At 34.0% G+C, this 16,482-nt stretch carries 17 protein-coding genes and 5 tRNA genes; 5 read left to right on the top strand and 17 right to left on the bottom strand.

Annotated features, from left to right (window positions below; genetic code table 11):
- The 4 genes from FC97_RS11000 to murB form a co-directional block, all read right to left on the bottom strand.
- Positions 1-1,095 carry a CdaR family protein gene (locus tag FC97_RS11000; protein WP_054643321.1) on the bottom strand — a complete coding sequence of 365 codons (1,095 nt, stop codon included), beginning with the start codon at positions 1,093-1,095 and terminating at the stop codon, positions 1-3.
- Positions 1,079-1,936: a diadenylate cyclase CdaA gene (gene cdaA, locus FC97_RS10995; RefSeq protein WP_054643322.1), complete on the bottom strand. Its 858-nt coding sequence runs from the start codon at positions 1,934-1,936 to the stop codon at positions 1,079-1,081. Before cdaA ends, FC97_RS11000 begins: the two co-directional genes overlap by 17 nt.
- A gap of 76 nt (positions 1,937-2,012) precedes the next feature.
- Positions 2,013-4,136, bottom strand: a complete 2,124-nt coding sequence (locus tag FC97_RS10990) for a cation:proton antiporter (RefSeq protein WP_054643323.1) — start codon at positions 4,134-4,136, stop codon at positions 2,013-2,015.
- A gap of 20 nt (positions 4,137-4,156) precedes the next feature.
- Entirely contained in the window at positions 4,157-5,056 is a 900-nt protein-coding gene (murB, locus tag FC97_RS10985; RefSeq protein WP_054643324.1) for a UDP-N-acetylmuramate dehydrogenase, read from the bottom strand.
- Between the two features lie 112 nt (positions 5,057-5,168).
- Between murB and FC97_RS10980 the strand changes: the two genes are divergently transcribed.
- The gene (locus FC97_RS10980) at positions 5,169-5,921 is read left to right on the top strand and encodes an exodeoxyribonuclease III (RefSeq protein ID WP_054643325.1); all 753 of its coding nucleotides are present in this window, start codon (positions 5,169-5,171) and stop codon (positions 5,919-5,921) included.
- A 12-nt stretch (positions 5,922-5,933) separates the two neighbouring features.
- Entirely contained in the window at positions 5,934-6,470 is a 537-nt protein-coding gene (locus tag FC97_RS10975; protein WP_056955968.1) for a 3'-5' exonuclease, read from the top strand.
- A 316-nt stretch (positions 6,471-6,786) separates the two neighbouring features.
- Here the strand turns inward: FC97_RS10975 and FC97_RS10970 are convergent, their stop codons facing one another.
- From FC97_RS10970 to FC97_RS10955, 4 genes are read right to left on the bottom strand one after another with little or no spacing between them, the layout of a single operon-like run.
- Positions 6,787-7,251: a GNAT family N-acetyltransferase gene (locus tag FC97_RS10970; RefSeq protein WP_054643326.1), complete on the bottom strand. Its 465-nt coding sequence runs from the start codon at positions 7,249-7,251 to the stop codon at positions 6,787-6,789.
- Positions 7,251-7,709, bottom strand: a complete 459-nt coding sequence (tsaE, locus tag FC97_RS10965; RefSeq protein WP_054643327.1) for a tRNA (adenosine(37)-N6)-threonylcarbamoyltransferase complex ATPase subunit type 1 TsaE — start codon at positions 7,707-7,709, stop codon at positions 7,251-7,253. Before tsaE ends, FC97_RS10970 begins: the two co-directional genes overlap by 1 nt.
- 15 nt (positions 7,710-7,724) lie before the next feature.
- On the bottom strand, positions 7,725-8,693 hold the full coding sequence (pta, locus tag FC97_RS10960) for a phosphate acetyltransferase (protein ID WP_056968229.1): 969 nt from the start codon (positions 8,691-8,693) through the stop codon (positions 7,725-7,727).
- Positions 8,694-8,695: 2 nt separating this feature from the next.
- Complete coding sequence (locus tag FC97_RS10955) at positions 8,696-9,388, bottom strand: uracil-DNA glycosylase (protein WP_025086112.1); 693 nt, start codon at positions 9,386-9,388, stop codon at positions 8,696-8,698.
- Positions 9,389-9,469: 81 nt separating this feature from the next.
- Between FC97_RS10955 and FC97_RS10950 the strand changes: the two genes are divergently transcribed.
- Complete coding sequence (locus FC97_RS10950) at positions 9,470-10,351, top strand: Cof-type HAD-IIB family hydrolase (protein WP_054643328.1); 882 nt, start codon at positions 9,470-9,472, stop codon at positions 10,349-10,351.
- On the top strand, positions 10,348-10,899 hold the full coding sequence (locus tag FC97_RS10945; RefSeq protein WP_225868752.1) for an LURP-one-related/scramblase family protein: 552 nt from the start codon (positions 10,348-10,350) through the stop codon (positions 10,897-10,899). Before FC97_RS10950 ends, FC97_RS10945 begins: the two co-directional genes overlap by 4 nt.
- A gap of 203 nt (positions 10,900-11,102) precedes the next feature.
- On the opposite strand, the gene FC97_RS10940 is transcribed toward FC97_RS10945, so the two are convergent.
- Together FC97_RS10940 and FC97_RS10935 are read right to left on the bottom strand one after the other, a co-directional pair.
- Positions 11,103-11,669, bottom strand: coding sequence for a GNAT family N-acetyltransferase (locus tag FC97_RS10940; RefSeq protein WP_054643329.1), 567 nt, complete (start codon positions 11,667-11,669; stop codon positions 11,103-11,105).
- A gap of 247 nt (positions 11,670-11,916) precedes the next feature.
- Positions 11,917-12,420 carry a TetR/AcrR family transcriptional regulator gene (locus tag FC97_RS10935; protein ID WP_054643330.1) on the bottom strand — a complete coding sequence of 168 codons (504 nt, stop codon included), beginning with the start codon at positions 12,418-12,420 and terminating at the stop codon, positions 11,917-11,919.
- A gap of 205 nt (positions 12,421-12,625) precedes the next feature.
- Here FC97_RS10935 and FC97_RS10930 point away from each other — a divergent pair, with 205 nt between their 5' ends.
- The gene (locus FC97_RS10930; RefSeq protein ID WP_054643331.1) at positions 12,626-13,102 is read left to right on the top strand and encodes a hypothetical protein; all 477 of its coding nucleotides are present in this window, start codon (positions 12,626-12,628) and stop codon (positions 13,100-13,102) included.
- Here the strand turns inward: FC97_RS10930 and FC97_RS10925 are convergent.
- The 7 genes from FC97_RS10925 to FC97_RS10895 all read right to left on the bottom strand — a co-directional run bounded on the left by FC97_RS10925 (position 13,092) and on the right by FC97_RS10895 (position 16,478).
- Positions 13,092-13,970 carry a sigma-70 family RNA polymerase sigma factor gene (locus FC97_RS10925; RefSeq protein ID WP_054643332.1) on the bottom strand — a complete coding sequence of 293 codons (879 nt, stop codon included), beginning with the start codon at positions 13,968-13,970 and terminating at the stop codon, positions 13,092-13,094. The genes FC97_RS10930 and FC97_RS10925 overlap by 11 nt on opposite strands.
- Positions 13,960-15,804: an N-6 DNA methylase gene (locus tag FC97_RS10920; RefSeq protein ID WP_056968227.1), complete on the bottom strand. Its 1,845-nt coding sequence runs from the start codon at positions 15,802-15,804 to the stop codon at positions 13,960-13,962. Before FC97_RS10920 ends, FC97_RS10925 begins: the two co-directional genes overlap by 11 nt.
- Positions 15,805-16,022: 218 nt before the next feature.
- Positions 16,023-16,106 (bottom strand) — tRNA-Leu (locus FC97_RS10915).
- Positions 16,107-16,143: 37 nt separating this feature from the next.
- A tRNA-Cys gene (locus FC97_RS10910) sits at positions 16,144-16,214 on the bottom strand.
- Between the two features lie 20 nt (positions 16,215-16,234).
- Positions 16,235-16,306: transfer RNA gene (locus FC97_RS10905), tRNA-Gln, on the bottom strand.
- A 9-nt stretch (positions 16,307-16,315) separates the two neighbouring features.
- Positions 16,316-16,388, bottom strand: a tRNA-His gene (locus FC97_RS10900).
- Positions 16,389-16,407: 19 nt separating this feature from the next.
- Positions 16,408-16,478 (bottom strand) — tRNA-Trp (locus tag FC97_RS10895).
- Positions 16,479-16,482 lie beyond the last annotated feature (4 nt).

Raw genomic sequence — 16,482 nt, 5'->3', positions numbered from 1 at the left:
TTATTCGCTATCATTATTGTCATTTGTTGAATTAGTGCTTGATGAACTTGTGTCGCTGCTAGTACTACTCTTGGAATCTGAACTAGACGAACTAGTTGATGTAGTAGTATTTCCTGTCGTGCTGGACAGCGCACTAGAACTGGCACGATTAATCGTCACACTAATAGTAGTTGGATCAGTAAAAGTGACCTTGTTACCTAAAACATCACTTAAATTGATTGTCTTCTTTGTGCTACTACTATTTACGTCTGAAACATCAACCGGTACATCAATTGAATCATCAATAGCGCTGATCTGATCTTTGGTACCGAAAACTCTAATATTTTTAACATCAGATTCAAAAGTATAACTAGTATCCGATGAACTTCCCTTTTGTTTCAAATTAATGTTTACTTGTTTACTTTGAATCGAAATAGGAATTTTCACATGGATTGTTTGTGGATCTAATGTAACATTTACTGTTTTACCATTTTTATCGAGAGCTTGCACTAAAACTTCTTGATCAAATGTAGATTTTATTCCTTTAGGCAAATTGGGTTTAACAACTACCTTATCAATCTTAGCAATTTCAGAAGCTGCACCCGTTACAGTAACAGTATCTGGAGACTCTTCAATTGTTCCAGTCTCATAACCACTCGCTAACGAATCTTTATTGTAATCAACATCCACCGCAAATCTCTTTGTCACACGTTTCTGAATATTAACTGTGACATACTTAGGTTTAATGCTATATGTCAATTCACTATTTAACCCAGTTTCTTTAATTTGAACTCGATGTTGACCAATGGATAGATCTCTTAAATTCAAATACAAATTAAAGTTCTGTGTATTCTTTGTTGCTGTGACTAGTGCCGCTGGACCTTCAATCGTTATTTTAACTTTTTCAGGATATCCAGTTATGTAATACTTGTCAACATCTGCTTGTAATTGCAATGGTACGGTAATTGTGGCCTTCTTAGTTACCGTAGATGTATTCGATTGATTAGAATCTCTTGTCGAGCCCACACCAGGTGTACTTACAAAGAAGAATAGCCATAAGGCACAACAGAGAGATATGAATGCATAAAAATAATTACTATTAATTATCTTTTTCATCTTGTCTCTCCTTCTTCTTCCGACTTAACTTCAAAAATCCCAAAATAGAATGAGTTTCACTCTCATTAGGATCTTTCAATTGAGCTTGGAGATACTTTAGATAATCATCCCGAGACAGATCAAGCATCATATGACCGTTTCGAGTAATCATAACGCCACCAGTTTCTTCAGAAACCACAATTGTTATTGCGTCAGTTACTTCACTGATACCAACAGCCGCACGGTGTCTTGTTCCTAATTCCTTAGGAATAGTATTACTCTCTGACAGTGGTAAATAAGCAGCCGCTACAGAGATTCGATTATTTCGTACAATAACCGCTCCATCATGCAGTGGCGTATTTGGAATGAAAATATTGATCAATAACGCCCCGGTAACTTCAGCATCCAAATCAATTCCGGTTTCAACATACTCTTCCAAACCAGTATTCATTTCTAAGGTAATCAACGCACCAATACGACGTTTACTCATATACTGAATGGCCTGATCAAGACTCTCAATCAAATGATTCTTTGTCTTGCCTTCTTCATTACTAGTCGAACTGAAGAATGGTAATCGACCAAGATGTTCCAAACCACGACGAATTTCAGGCTGAAAGATTATCACAATAACAATAATCCCCCAGTTGATCAGCTGATCCATTAAATAAGAAACAGTATGTAGGTTCAAGGCCCAACTAATGAGCTTAATACCAAAAATAATTATTATTCCTTTTAACAACTGAACAGCTTTGGTGCCGCGTAACATCGACAGAACTTTATACAAAAAATACCAGACTACCAAGATATCAACCAAGTTAGCCAAATTCTGCCATGTAAAAATATTGCTTGGTATAAAATTCATTTTCATAGCTCCTTAGTAGTTCGAACTAATTATAACAAACAATAAAAATTATAAAAGTTCACCATATTTTATGTTTTTAATCTACACCAATACTAATAACTTCTTCACTATAATTAATGTTTTTGCGCAATTCATTAGCTGTGATCTTACTAATTTTTCCTTGCTCCAACATATCTTGAACAAAAGCTCGACGATAACTCAAAGCTTTTATTTCAAGATTCATACGTTCACTATTAAATTGAGGTGAACGTCCACGATACTTTCCTTGCAACAGTTCCAAGCGATCTTCATAATGACGCTGGAAAATATAGATTAAGTCATCATCAATCCCGTCAGAATCTGATTGATTCAATTCTTGTAACTTCTTTAGTGCGTTCTTAGCACCAGCAATAGAAATCTTAATTGAATCTTGATTGATCTGTTGAATATCATCTGAATTCACAGAACGATAAATCAAATGCTTAATCTGTAAATAAGTTCTTCGGAAATAATTATAGAAAAATTCAACCGTCTGATTAGAACGACGATGAACAATTTCTCTTTTATAACGAGCTATCTTCTTTATCGCCAAATCATATGATTCGTCAGATATTTCGTGATTATCATATAACTCATCAACTGCTTCTAATTCACAGTTAAATGAAATATCCCACAGTTCAGCATCCTTCTTACTACGAACCCGACGTTTACTAATTTGACTAGTTTTGACCTGGTTACGTGATTGAATACCTAAATTACGCACATCATATAAATATTCAGCAATAACGGATGAATAAACTGCTGTATCACCATCATCCATTTCTGATCGTAATTTCTTAACAGTCTTTTCCAAAATAACTCGATTAGCTTCATATTCTGTCAATTCTATTGGCGATTCATCAACATCTTCATCATTTTCATCGTCATCATTTTCTGAGGTAAGAGTACTACCACGATAAGCGACTGGTGCACTATTCTTAGTCAAGATAGGAATCAACAATGTTGCCCCTAACAAACTGAAAATAATAACAGCACTAGCGATGAACAATAGGAGTGTTCTAGATGGAAAAGCTGCTCCACCTTTGATTGTCATTGGAATTGACAACGCACCAACCATTGTAACGGCACCACGAACACCAGAAATACCTGACATCAAACAATCGTCAAATCTAGTTTTTGACCATAAGATAATCTTTCCATCCCCATTATTTGAGAATGTCGAATAGATATAACTCCAAAGGAAACGAATCACAACTAACATTATCCAAATGACAAATGCCATTAATGTAGCTCCAAAAGTATTGATATTATCGTTATGAACTAATTCTTCCATAGCAAATGGAATTTCGATTCCCAAAAGAACAAAGACAATACCATTAAGTACATAAACAACCAAATCCCAGGTTCGTGAGGTAACCAGTCTAATTTCGGGAGTAAAATTACTAATATTTCTACCAGAAGAAATATTCAAAATACCCGCTATAACGACCGCTACAACACCCGAAACATCAAATACATCTTCGGCTACATAGTAAATAATGAATGGAATAATAATCTGAATAATTGCATGCAAAATCGAGTCATCAACACCCTGATTGATCAGATACAATCTAATTCCATTAAAGATCCAAATCATAATGGCACCAACCAAAGCACCTATAATTGATATATGAAAAAAGTCCATTGTTGCACTTTTCAGTGAAAAGACACCTGTGACTGTCGCAGCAACTCCATACTTAAAACAAATCAAACCAGACGCATCATTGATCAAACTTTCTCCATTGATTAAATGCATCAATTTATCTGGAATATGAGCCTTCTTAGCAATAGATTCAACCGCAATAGGGTCAGTTGGCGACAAAACAGCCACTAATGTAAATGCGGTTGCCCAAGGTAATTGAGGAATGAGCCATTTAACAAACACTCCCCCAATAACTGTAGATAAAATAACTAAGATAATCGCATTTCCTAAAATAGGACCCTTTAATTTCCAGAGCTCTCTTTTGGGAAAATTATTTCCATCATTAAATAAAATTGGCGCAATAAACGCCAGTAAAAACCATTCCGTATCAACATAGATCTTCACATGCATAAATAGAGCCGCTAAAATCCCGGCCGCAATTTGTAATAAACTGGGGGGAATCGATACAAAATAGTGACTTACAATATTGGCAATAATTAATAAAGAGAGAATCAAAATAATTGATTCAATTATTTCCACAGACAACACCTACCATTTTTTTATTTTTGATCTTCACCAATAATGCGAACTTCAGTATGAAGCTCAACATCAAACTTTTCTTTTACAGTCTTTTGAATCAGATGTATCAAATTCATATAGTCAGTTGCTGTGGCGTGTTTAATATTCACGATAAAGCCTGCATGTTTCATCGAAACCTGAGCTCCACCCACAATTTTACCTTGCAATCCAGCTTTAATAATCAAAGGACCAGTAAAATGACCCTTTGGACGCTTGAAGACACTGCCACAAGATGGATATTCAAGTGGTTGCTTTGATCTTCTTAATTCGTTCAAACGATCCATTTCTTCTTGAATAACTTCTTTTTTACCACGTTTCAATGCAAATGTTGCACTGATCACAATCCCACCATTGTCCTGAACCAAACTATGACGGTATGAGAAATCCATTTGTTCATGGCTAATAGTTGTAATGTGACCATCAGGCAATAATACTTCAGCGGATTCAAAAACATCTTTGATCTCGCCACCATAGGCCCCAGCGTTCATAAAGACTGCTCCACCAACACTACCCGGAATACCAGCAGCAAATTCAATGCCAGTTAAACCGGCTTTTTGGGCAGCAATCGTTGTATTAATAATTGTTGCACCAGCTTCAGCAGTAACTTTAGTATCGGATACCGTGATTTTATGGAAATTAGGTAAAATAATAACAATTCCCCTAATTCCACCATCTTTAATAATCAAATTGCTGGCATTACCAATAATAGTAATGTGCACATCATTGACCCTTGCAGTATCGACAATTTTCACTAATTCTTCACGAGTTTTGGGAAACGCCAAAACATCAGCATTTCCACCCGTTTTAGTGAACGTATACTTACTGAGCGGTTCATTTATTTTAAATTCAATATTAGGTAATTCATCAACTGGAAAATTCAATATTCATCATCCTTCATATTGCATAGACTTACATATAATTTTATCACATACTTAGATACATAACGAACTAACAAACATCACAATAATGCTATAATTGTGCCGAGGTGATTTTATGAAACTTATATCTTGGAATGTAAACGGTTTACGTGCTGTAGTAAAAAAAGACTTTGTCAAAACTTTTGAAGAATTAGATGCTGATGTCTTCAGTATTCAAGAAACCAAGTTACAAGAGGGTCAAATTGATCTCGATTTAACCGGATACCACCAATACTTTTTCTATGCTAAAAAGAAGGGCTACTCTGGTACCGCCGTTTTCACCAAGAAAGAACCTTTGAACGTCCACCAAGGTTTGGGAATCGATGAATTCGACGACGAAGGTCGAACCTTAACTCTAGAGTTTGAAGATTTCTATTTAATCAATAGTTACACCCCTAATTCTCAACAAAAGCTCAAACGCTTAGATTACCGCATGCGTTATGACGATGCTTTGAGAGCTTATATGCAGAAATTATCGATTGATAAACCAGTTATTCTATGTGGTGACCTCAACGTTGCTCATGAAGAAATTGATATCAAGAACGATAAAACTAATCATAAAAATCCTGGCTTTTCTGATGAAGAGCGTGCTAAATTTACAGAATTACTAAATAGTGGTTTCATCGATACCTTTAGAACTTTACATCCCGATGATGTTAAGTATTCATGGTGGAGCTATCGTTTTAACGCTCGTAAGAACAATGCGGGTTGGAGAATTGATTACTTCGTCCTATCTGATAATGGCAAAAAAATGTTAAAGGCCGCTGACATTCACACTGATATTTATGGTTCAGATCACTGCCCCATTGAATTAGACTTAGATATATAAGGAGTTTAACCTATGAATTTTGTTTCTATGGATTTTGAGACTGCCAACGGAAGTCGAGATAGTGCTTGTTCCTTAGCCTTAGTACTTGTCCGTAACGATCAAATTGTTGATAATTTTTATACACTAATAAATCCTCAACAATATTTCAGTCCTCGTAATATTCAAATACATCACATTAGACCTGAAGACGTTCAAGATGCCCCTACCTTCGATCAAGTTTGGACACACATCCAGCCTTTATTCGATAGTAGTCATTTAGTTGCAGCACATAACGCTAGTTTTGATAATAGTGTTCTAAAGAAAACTTTGGTCAACTATGGCATCGTAGTACCCAAATATTTAACAATCGATACTTTGCGCACCAGTCGTAAGTTTTTCCCTGATTTTCCTAATCACAAACTGAACACTGTTTCTGAACGTTTAAACATTGACTTACGCAACCATCATAACGCTCTAGCCGATAGTGTTGCTTGTGCCGAAATTCTTGTTAAAACGGAACAACAATTTGGAACTGAACAAATAAAAAAAATGGTTAAATTAACTAGCTAAACTGTTCTTTCTGAAGCTAGGTTAAAATTATGAATGTGTTTAAATTCCCGTCTTCCATAAGAATTGGAAATGCTTTGAAACGCCATTGGGCGTGACTTGAAGCTAATTTAGTCTAGTAAGACAAAAACAGTCCCTATTAAGAAATTCAAGTAAAGGATATATATCTTGAATACTTAATGGAGACTGTTTTTTGATTTAAAATTTCTTTTACGTAGAGTTAAAAATCTCAAAATACTGATAATACCAAAACCAAGGAACTAATCGGTGGTAAAAATCTGTGGGACCTCAGACGATGGCATACTTAAGTAAGAACCAACTAAACCATCTTCGACATAATTAATGTTTTATCTTTTGTTAACTCTGTTGTAAAATCATATTTTTGATAAATATGAATAGCAACAGAGTTATTTTTATATACTTCTAAGAAAATTTTCTTTAACGGTGATGAACCAACCCAATCAAGTGTATCCTCAATTAGATAAGATGCAATTCCGTTATTCCAAAAATCTTTATCAATCACGATTCCTAATTCTGCTTGCTCACTGTCTTTAGCTTCAATTCGGCAATAGCCAATGATGTCCTCATCAAAAACAGCCACCATCAACTCGTTCAATTTAGATTGATAAATAGCATCCAAGGATTCTTCTTCAGACTCAATAGTCAAATCCTTCAGATCCTCGAAAACAATAAAGTCTGATTGTTGACTAGCTTTTTTTAAAAAGCTTATTAATTTAGCAGCATCACTAGGAATTGCTTCTCGTAAAGTTAACTCTTCACTCATTAAAGGTCTCCAAACTTGCGATCAGCGTATTTTTCACCATGTAATTTAAAAACAATTTGACGATCAGTATCTGACAAACGAGCAATATTAATTGAAATATGTTCTGCTGGAATTTCATCTTTAATAAATTGAGGCCACTCAACAATAGTGATCCCATTGCCATTAAAGTATTCATCAAATCCTAAATCCTCATCCGGACTGCTTTCCAAACGGTAAGCATCCATATGATAAAGTGGTAATCTTCCGTCTTGATACTCACGTATCAAAGTAAATGTAGGACTTTTAACATTTCTTTTAATTCCTAAGCCACGTGCTAATCCACGTGTCAAAGTAGTTTTACCGACACCCAAATCGCCATTTAGAACAATTACATCCCCTGCTTTTAACAGTTCGGATATCTTTGCTCCTAATGTCTCAGTTTCTTCATATGAATGGGTTGTTAGTTGATATTCAAGCATAATCTCTCCTAAATTTTATAATGCTAAGGCAGCTGTCAAAATGGCAGACTTGTAAACATCCTCTTCATTACAACCACGTGATAAGTCAGAAATTGGCTTAGCAAGTCCTTGTAAAACAGGTCCAATAGCTTCAAAGCCACCAAATCTTTGGGCAATCTTATAACCGATATTACCTGATTGTAAATCTGGGAAAACAAACACATTAGCATGACCGGCAACTTGTGAACCAGGAGCCTTTTGGGCACCAACACTTGGTACAAACGCAGCATCAAATTGTAATTCACCATCAAGAGCCAAATCAGGTGCTAACTTATGAGCAATTTCAGTAGCTTCAGCTACTTTAGTCACGTCATCACTCTTGGCACTACCCTTAGTTGAAAAACTAAGCATAGCAACTTTAGGATCAATGTCAAAGAGTTTAGCACTCTTAGCAGTTTGAACAGCAATTTCAGCCAATTCTTGAGCATTAGGGTCAATATTAATTGCACAATCAGCAAACATGTAGCGTTCGTCACCCTTTTGCATAATGAATGAACCACTAATTCTTGAATTACCAGGAGCTGTTTTGACAATTTGAAGGGCTGGACGAACGGTATCACCAGTTGAATGAATTGCTCCAGAAACCATACCATCAGCTTTGTCAGTATAAACTAACATTGTTCCAAAATAATTATTATCTAAAAGCATAGTTTCAGCTTGTTCTTTAGTATTCTTACCCTTACGACGTTCAACAAATTTATCAACCAAAGTATCAAAATCAGCATATTTTTTAGGATCAACAATTTCAATTCCAGAGATATCAAATGATTTTTCACTAGCAACTTGTTCAATCTTATCTTGTTCACCAATTAAGATAGGCTTCAAAATATTTTCTTTAAAAAGTCGAGATGCGGCGCCTAGAATTCTAGGTTCTTCACCTTCTGGGAAAACAATTGTCAAATTCTTTCCGTCAATTTTACTTTTAAGGCTTTCAAATAAATCCATTATTATTCCTCCGTCTCATCGGCATTCTCAGGTAATTGCCAATTTATTTCCTCTTCATTATAGTTTAAAAGTGCAGCATTTGCTTTAGAAAATGGTTTGGAACCGAAAAAGCCATATCTAGCGGCAAATGGGCTAGGATGTGGTGAGGATATGATCGTATTCTTTGACTGATCAATCAAAGGAATTTTACTTTTAGCAGCATTTCCCCAAAGAATGAAGACCACTTTCCCACGTTCAGACAATGCATGAATTGCATAATCTGTTAATTGTTCCCAACCTTTTCCTTTATGTGAGAATGCTTGCCCACGTCTAACGGTTAAAACTGAGTTCAAAAGCAATACACCTTGTTGAGCCCAGGCCTTAAGATAACCGTGTTCGACTGGTGTACAACCTAAATCATCCTGTAATTCTTTATAGATGTTTCTCAATGAAGGCGGTATTCTTACACCCGGAGCCACTGCAAAACTACAACCAATAGCCTGATTAGGTTCATGATAAGGATCTTGTCCCAAAATTACTACTTTAGTGTCAGCAAATGAGGTCCACTGAAAAGCCTGATAAATATGGTGCATTTCCGGATAAATTGTTTGAGTATTATATTCATTAACAAGAAATTCACGCAATTGTTCATAATACGGTTTGTCAAATTCGCCTTGAAGAACACCTTGCCAATCATTTTTTATTAGCGTTTTCAAATTTACACCTACCTGTTTGATATTAATTCCATAAAATATGGTAACATTCACATATAGCATAACGCACTCGGAGGGAACTTTATGATTAAATTAATTGCATCCGATATGGATGGTACATTATTGAACGATAAAATGGCTGTTTCAGATCGTAACATACAAGCCATTAAAGATGCCCAAAAGAATGGCATTGAATTTATAATAGCAACTGGTCGCAGCCTTGATGAAGCTAAGCCTTTTTTGAAAAATCGAGTTCATCCCGGATACATCACTCTAAATGGTGCTGAAGTATACGATGAAAATGAAAAACTTATTTCTAGTAATCCTATTTCTGAAAAATCAAAAACAGAGGTTATTAATTACCTAAAGGAACACAAAATTTACTTTGAAGTAGTCACTAACAAAGGAATTTTTTCAGACAATAAAGATTTGCGTGTTTCCAGTTTAGCGGAACTATTGGTTAAATTAAATCCTAGTACAACTTACGAACAAGCACTTCAAGATACTTTAGCCCGTGTTAAATTAACACCAATGAATTTTGTTGACAGCTACGACAAAATTCTCAACGATCCTTCCTATAAGGTTATGAAATTATTGGCCTTTAGTGGCAAGGACACAGAAGTATTAGTACCCTTGAGAAAAGATATCGAAAAAAATATTGATGACGTCGTTGTGACATCATCTTCACCAAATAACGTAGAAATCAACAGTATTGACGCCCAAAAGGGCATCGCTCTTTTACAATTTGCTAAGGATAAAAACATCTCTCAAGAAGAAACTATGGCTATCGGTGACAACCTCAATGATGAGTCAATGATTCGAGATGCTGGTGTTGGTGTTGCCATGAAAAATGCTATTCCCGCTATTGCCAAATTGGCACAGATTCAAACAGACAACAATGTCAATGATGGTGTTGCCCAAATTGTTGAAAAAGTCATTGCAAAGGCAAAGAATCAGAATAAATGATGAATCTTTATATTCGAAAAGCGGACTTAGCGGTTGGTAACATCTTAGTGGTGATCAATCAAAATAAAGAAACTATTTTTATTGCATCACGTGATAAAAAAAATCCTTTCTTAATTAAATTGTATAATCGTTTGAATACGTTGATCGGTGAAATAAAATTAAAAAACAGCTTTTTAAAAATCTACTCAATTGAAATTAATGGTGAAGAAAAAGCGACAATTAATGCCATACCTATGTTAGATCTTAAATATGTCCATCTTAGTAATATCAATTGGAATGTTACAGGAAACCTAGTTATGTCCGATTATCACGTTACTAAAGAAGGTAAAGAAATTATTTGTGTGCAACCAACTATCTTGGCTCAAGGCCATCCCGGATTGGAACTAGATTTTGCTAATATGGATGATGGACCCGTTGGTACTCTTTTGGCTATCTTTTTAAATAGATACATCAAATTACCCACCCTTACTCCTAATGCAGATCTAAATAATAGTTTACTGAAAAATAAAATTCCCTACTTGAACAATTTCAAAAGTAAGTGCAATTAAAAAATTGAAATTCTTACTTCAGACTAAATAGCATTTTGGATATTTATTAAAAATAATGATTACGATACATAATCTTTCTAAACAAAAAAGGTGTTCATATCAACCGCTTTTACAATATTGGGTTGATATGAACACCTTTTTTATTATTAGCATATTTTGGAATAAGTAAGATATATCTCAAAATAATTCAAGATGTGTTATAACTATTTTTCTAAATCATATTGCATGTGATCATATAAATGACTGCCGATATACAATTGTCCGACTTTCTTAAAACCAGTCTTTGTATATACATGCTTAGCAGGCTCATTGTTTACATCAACATTTAAACTAAGGATTTTTTCACCGCGTTCACGCATAACTTCGATAAAATGTTCCATCGTTTTTGTTCCGATACCCTTGTTTTGATAAGCTGGAGCTACCGCAAATGAATCTAAATACCATTCGCCAGGCCAAGCTTCTTTATCGCCAAACAAGTTCTTTTCTTTGATACCATACTTGTGCATAATTTTGATCAAAGGTTCATCAATGCCATCCTCTAGACTTTCAGGATAGCCGACCATGATTGCTACTACTTCACCATCGATTTCGTTAACGAGAATGTTATCCAATCCATAACGATAGCCTGGTTGAAAGAATCCCTCTTTGATAACCTGAGCCATCTTTTCATCGCCAACTTCTTTAAATACGTCGAGTTCCATCTCATCAAAGATTTGGAAAAGGATTGGCAATATCTGATCCGCATCCTCTGCTTTTGCATTTCTAAACATTTTTCCACCTCAAGTATATATAATACATGAAATTAGAATAATCTCAAATTAGGCGTTAAACGCAAAAAAGCGATGATCTTTATCATCACTTTTTCTACAAAATTATTACTCGCAGCCCCTTTTCTTAAATTTAATCAAATCAGTGATCAAATAGTTCATCGACTTGATTACATTTATTATCATAACCAAATTGTTTTCAGCTTTATATATGCAATTTTCTGAAAGTGTTCAAAATTTGAACACTTTTTTAAATCTGTTTAAAAGTAATTTGAAAAAATTCCAAATAATGGTTAACTTCTTGAATAACAAGGTCTGTTTCCATTTCCAAACTATTATCCAACCAATTAATTACAATAAAACATAAACCACTGACGAGATAAATATTATCCGGATTGATCTTAAAATTATATTTTAAAAGCTGGCTATTAAAAATATTGATCAAAAATTTCTTTCTAATGCTTAATTCGGCTAATCGATAAAAATTCAAACTAAAAGTTTTATTCTCACTAATATATAAAATAAATTTACCAATAAATTTGTTAAAATCGTCACTCTCTTTAATTGCTACGTTTAAGATTTTTTTCTCAAAGGTAGCCATATAGATATCCTCAATACTATCGAAATAATAGTAGATCGTACCCCTAGTAACTTTTGATGCCTTAGTCAGGTCAGTTATAGTAAATTTTCTCACTCGATTGACTGATAATTCTTCAAACATTGTATGGATTAAATGATCAACAGTTCTATTCACAGCATTACCTCTTCTCGATTTTTACTTGTATCCTAACAAAAAAGTGACTTTTTTAATATACTTTTTGGTCGATTTTGTGAAGAAACTAATAATAAATAAAATACTATATTTTATCAAAAATTACATAGTCAAATTCCTATTTTTGATGATATTCAAGAATTATAATGACTTTGAAAACGAAACTTTATGGGGGGTAAACATTGATATGAATAGAAAGAAAATTGCCTTATTAACAAGTCTAACTATTTTTGGTGGTACTAATATTCCATTTAATAATTTAGTCAATAATCAATCCAATAATATAATCAAAGCCGCACAAAGAAAAAAATCGTCAAAGATTGAATCAAAATATCCGGATATTATGAAAAAATTGGACATAACTTCCATGCAACAATATGATAGCAATATTCTCTTCATGAGCATTGCCCTGAAAAACTTCTACGTTAAAGATTTCCATACTGATAATTCCGGTAAAACTACTATATTATTGGCACCCTTGATCACCAGTAATCAATACTTTGTTACATCAGTTAAACTTGACCATAAAATAAAAAAGAATCAAAGGATAACGATCCAAGGATTCTTAAATGGTAAAACCAAAATTAGTAAGAAACAGAATTTCAACGATAAATACCTCGATAAGAATGCTGTCTCTGTTTTAGTGGATCACATTAGTTATTGAGGAAATAATCTCTTAAACCGTCAACGTCACGTAATTTATTAATTGCTTGTTTTTCAATTTGACGAATACGTTCTTTAGTAACTCCTAATTCTCGTCCAATTTCTGATAAAGTCCGCTGACCATGATTATCAAAATCATAACGTTCAATAATAACTTTTACTTCCCTCGCTGTTAGACGTCGATGCAATTGTTTATAAAGATCTTCACGTAAAAAATCATTCTCAATAATGGCTTGAATACTTTGTTTTGCATCAGGTAAGGTATCCGATAATTGAATATTCTCATTATCGGATACTGGGTGGTCCAAACTCATAGGCGCTGACTTTTCTCGATCAACTTGGGACAAATAGTGATATTGCTTTTCATTGAAATTAGCCTTTTGACATATCCAAGTTACATTTACTTTGCCATATAATTCCATACTTTGATTCTCAAGTAATTTAATTAACTTGATAGCAGCTACTTTATGGCCTGGTATACGGATCGTTAAATTAATACTATCCTTTTCATCCAAAATCTCTTTTCTAATCCACCAATATGCATAGGTTGAAAACTTATTATCTCTTTTACTGTCATAGCGTTTCACAGCCTTTATCAGACCAATATAACCTGCTTGAACTAAATCCTCTTTAGTTAACCCTGACCCTAGGTAAGAAGAATAGCGATTAGCAAAATTATGAACTAACCCACTGTTAGCTTTAATTAATTTAGATAATGCTTGAGCATCTCCATTATTGTATTCTAAAACATACCTCTCATTATGTTTAAAATTTACTTCGTCTGGGCGCAAAACATTTTCATATCGGTAAATCACTTTATTATCGGAACGTTTTAAAATGATTTTAAAACCATAAAAATTATAAATCATTATCTTCTTCTCCACTCACTTGATATAATCCATCCAAGCCCATTTTTTTGTATAGTTCTTGATTATTTTTTTTCTTCAAATTTTGTAACTTATTTATTTTTGACTGAATTTCATTTGTTTCTTGTAAATAATTACGAACAACTTTTTCTTGTTCCTCTAAGCTCAGTTGTGGCAACTGATATTCGCTTAACATTTTTATTGGAATTTGCCTAACTGTCGTCCCAACTGTAAAACTATCTAATTGAGCCCTACCAATAGGACTGTCTAAGAACAATTTTAAAAAATTTGGATTATATAGTTTCGGATTAACTCTTAATCTGACCAAATTACTGTTGATCAAGGTTTTATCTTTAACATCCTTAACCATCAGTAGCTTGAATATACCTCGAACAGTCATTACGATATCTCCATCTTGCAATTCGTAATTATCTACCTTGGTTCTTTCCTCCACATCTCCTCGCGACATCTTGTCATAGTTAATATTTTGAGAATCCATATCAGAAATTTTCATAATCCAGTACTTACCTTCTAAGTTTTCATTCTTAGAAACCATATTATATCCACGATCTATTTTTGAGATATCTTTAAGTGCCACAGTATTGCCATTATAAAAGTCTACTAAATTAATATAATATTTTCGATTGTTAAAATTATAAACTGTTTTTTTTATATATCTTTCAACCATCATATTTTTAGTTGAGATCTGATCATTAGACACAATCATTGAATAATTCTTAATTTCCTTAAAATTTCGAGTCGTTGTTATGATCTTTTCGATAGACTCATCAGTTAATCGTGTCCTCTTACCCATTTGAACAATAGATTCTTTTGGAACCTTTATAAATAATGTTTTATTTTTCTGTTCAATTGATTTGTCATGATTAAATATCAAGATGCTGGTTGGAACAGTAGTACTTGGCATCAATCCACCTGGTAAAGAAATAATGGCTTCAAACAAATCCTTTTTTAAAATACTTTGACGGATCTCATTCTCAGATCCTCCTCTGAATAGGGCTCCCGTAGGAAGTAATACTATTGCTCGGCCGGATAATTCTTTAGATGAATTTATAGCATTCATAATAAATCCCCAATCAGCCTTTTTTAAAGGAACTGTGCCAAAAGAGTATCTATCATATTTATCGTTCTTATTCAGCCCTTTTTCAAATTGAGAAACAAACGGTGGTTCAGTAATCACTACATCAAACTTCTTCAAGCTCTCATCCTCAATATAATAGGGATTTGCTAAAGTGTCACCAATAAAAAGATGATAATTTGTAGAACCATTTATTTCCAATAACATTTCTGTAATAGCAATACATACCGAATTAATATCTTGACCATATACACGCTGTTGAGGATTGTTTCTCACAATGGTTAGCAAAGTTCCCCCAATTCCACAAGTAGGGTCTAAGACCTCATCATTTGCCTTAATATTAGCTAATTTAACTAATAAATCATTTATATCTTCAGATGACGTCATACCACCATATACTCGTTTTGAAACCGTATCAAGATAACGTTGAATGAACATTGCTACGCTTGGACCGTCTAATTCACCAACAAAATTAACCATCTCCTGATATATTTCTATGGGCAGATCTTTTATTATCTTTGCCACTATTGGAAGAACTATTTTAAGAATGTCATTCTTTGTTTCTAACAACCGAAACAAAGTTTTGCCGAAATTATCTTTCGGCTGGTTTGGTATCTCTTTCGCGTTTAGGTATGCTACTGAAACAATTAATACACACTTTTCTAAAGCTGATATATCGGAATCTATTTGCGCAATATTTTTGACTAAGTCACGATATATCTTTTCCTGTTTAGTTTTCATTACTTTTAATTCATCCTGTTCTATAAAAAGAGTATTAGAAATACTCTTTTATCTTTTTCAAAAATAATAAGCACAAATACTGCTTTCATGTTTCATTAAAACATCTAATTTACTTATTTGCAATAGTTTTACTTAGTATTGTTAATACTTATTTTAGATTATATAAAAAAAAACTCCAATCATTTAATGATTAGAGTTAACTGATATTAATCGCTTAATACCGGTGATCGGGGTCGAACCGATACTCCCTACTGGGAACAGGATTTTGAATCCTGCGCGTCTGCCAATTCCGCCACACCGGCATGTTATTAACATGCCTGATTACTTAAGCATAACCAAAGGCGGTAACCGGATTTGAACCGGTGATGAAGGTTTTGCAGACCTCTGCCTTACCACTTGGCTATACCGCCATATTCAATTTACAAAGCAATTGGGTTAGCTGGATTCGAACCAGCGCATGATGGAGTCAAAGTCCATTGCCTTACCGCTTGGCTATAACCCAATAAAAATAGGCGGTATGTGAGAATCGAACTCACGTGTGTCGGTACCACAAACCGATGTGTTAACCACTTCACCAATACCGCCATGATCAAAAGGTAGAAACAGGGATAGTAGGAATTGAACCCACACCGACGGTTTTGGAGACCGTAGTTCTACCTTTAAACTATATCCCTAAAT

Origin of the sequence: Companilactobacillus kimchii DSM 13961 = JCM 10707 (assembly GCF_001435445.1) — a bacterium.
Taxonomy (GTDB): Bacteria; Bacillota; Bacilli; order Lactobacillales; family Lactobacillaceae; genus Companilactobacillus; species Companilactobacillus kimchii.
The sequence above is the reverse complement of the archived record's forward strand: the minus strand, read 5'-3'. Positions and strand labels throughout refer to the sequence as shown.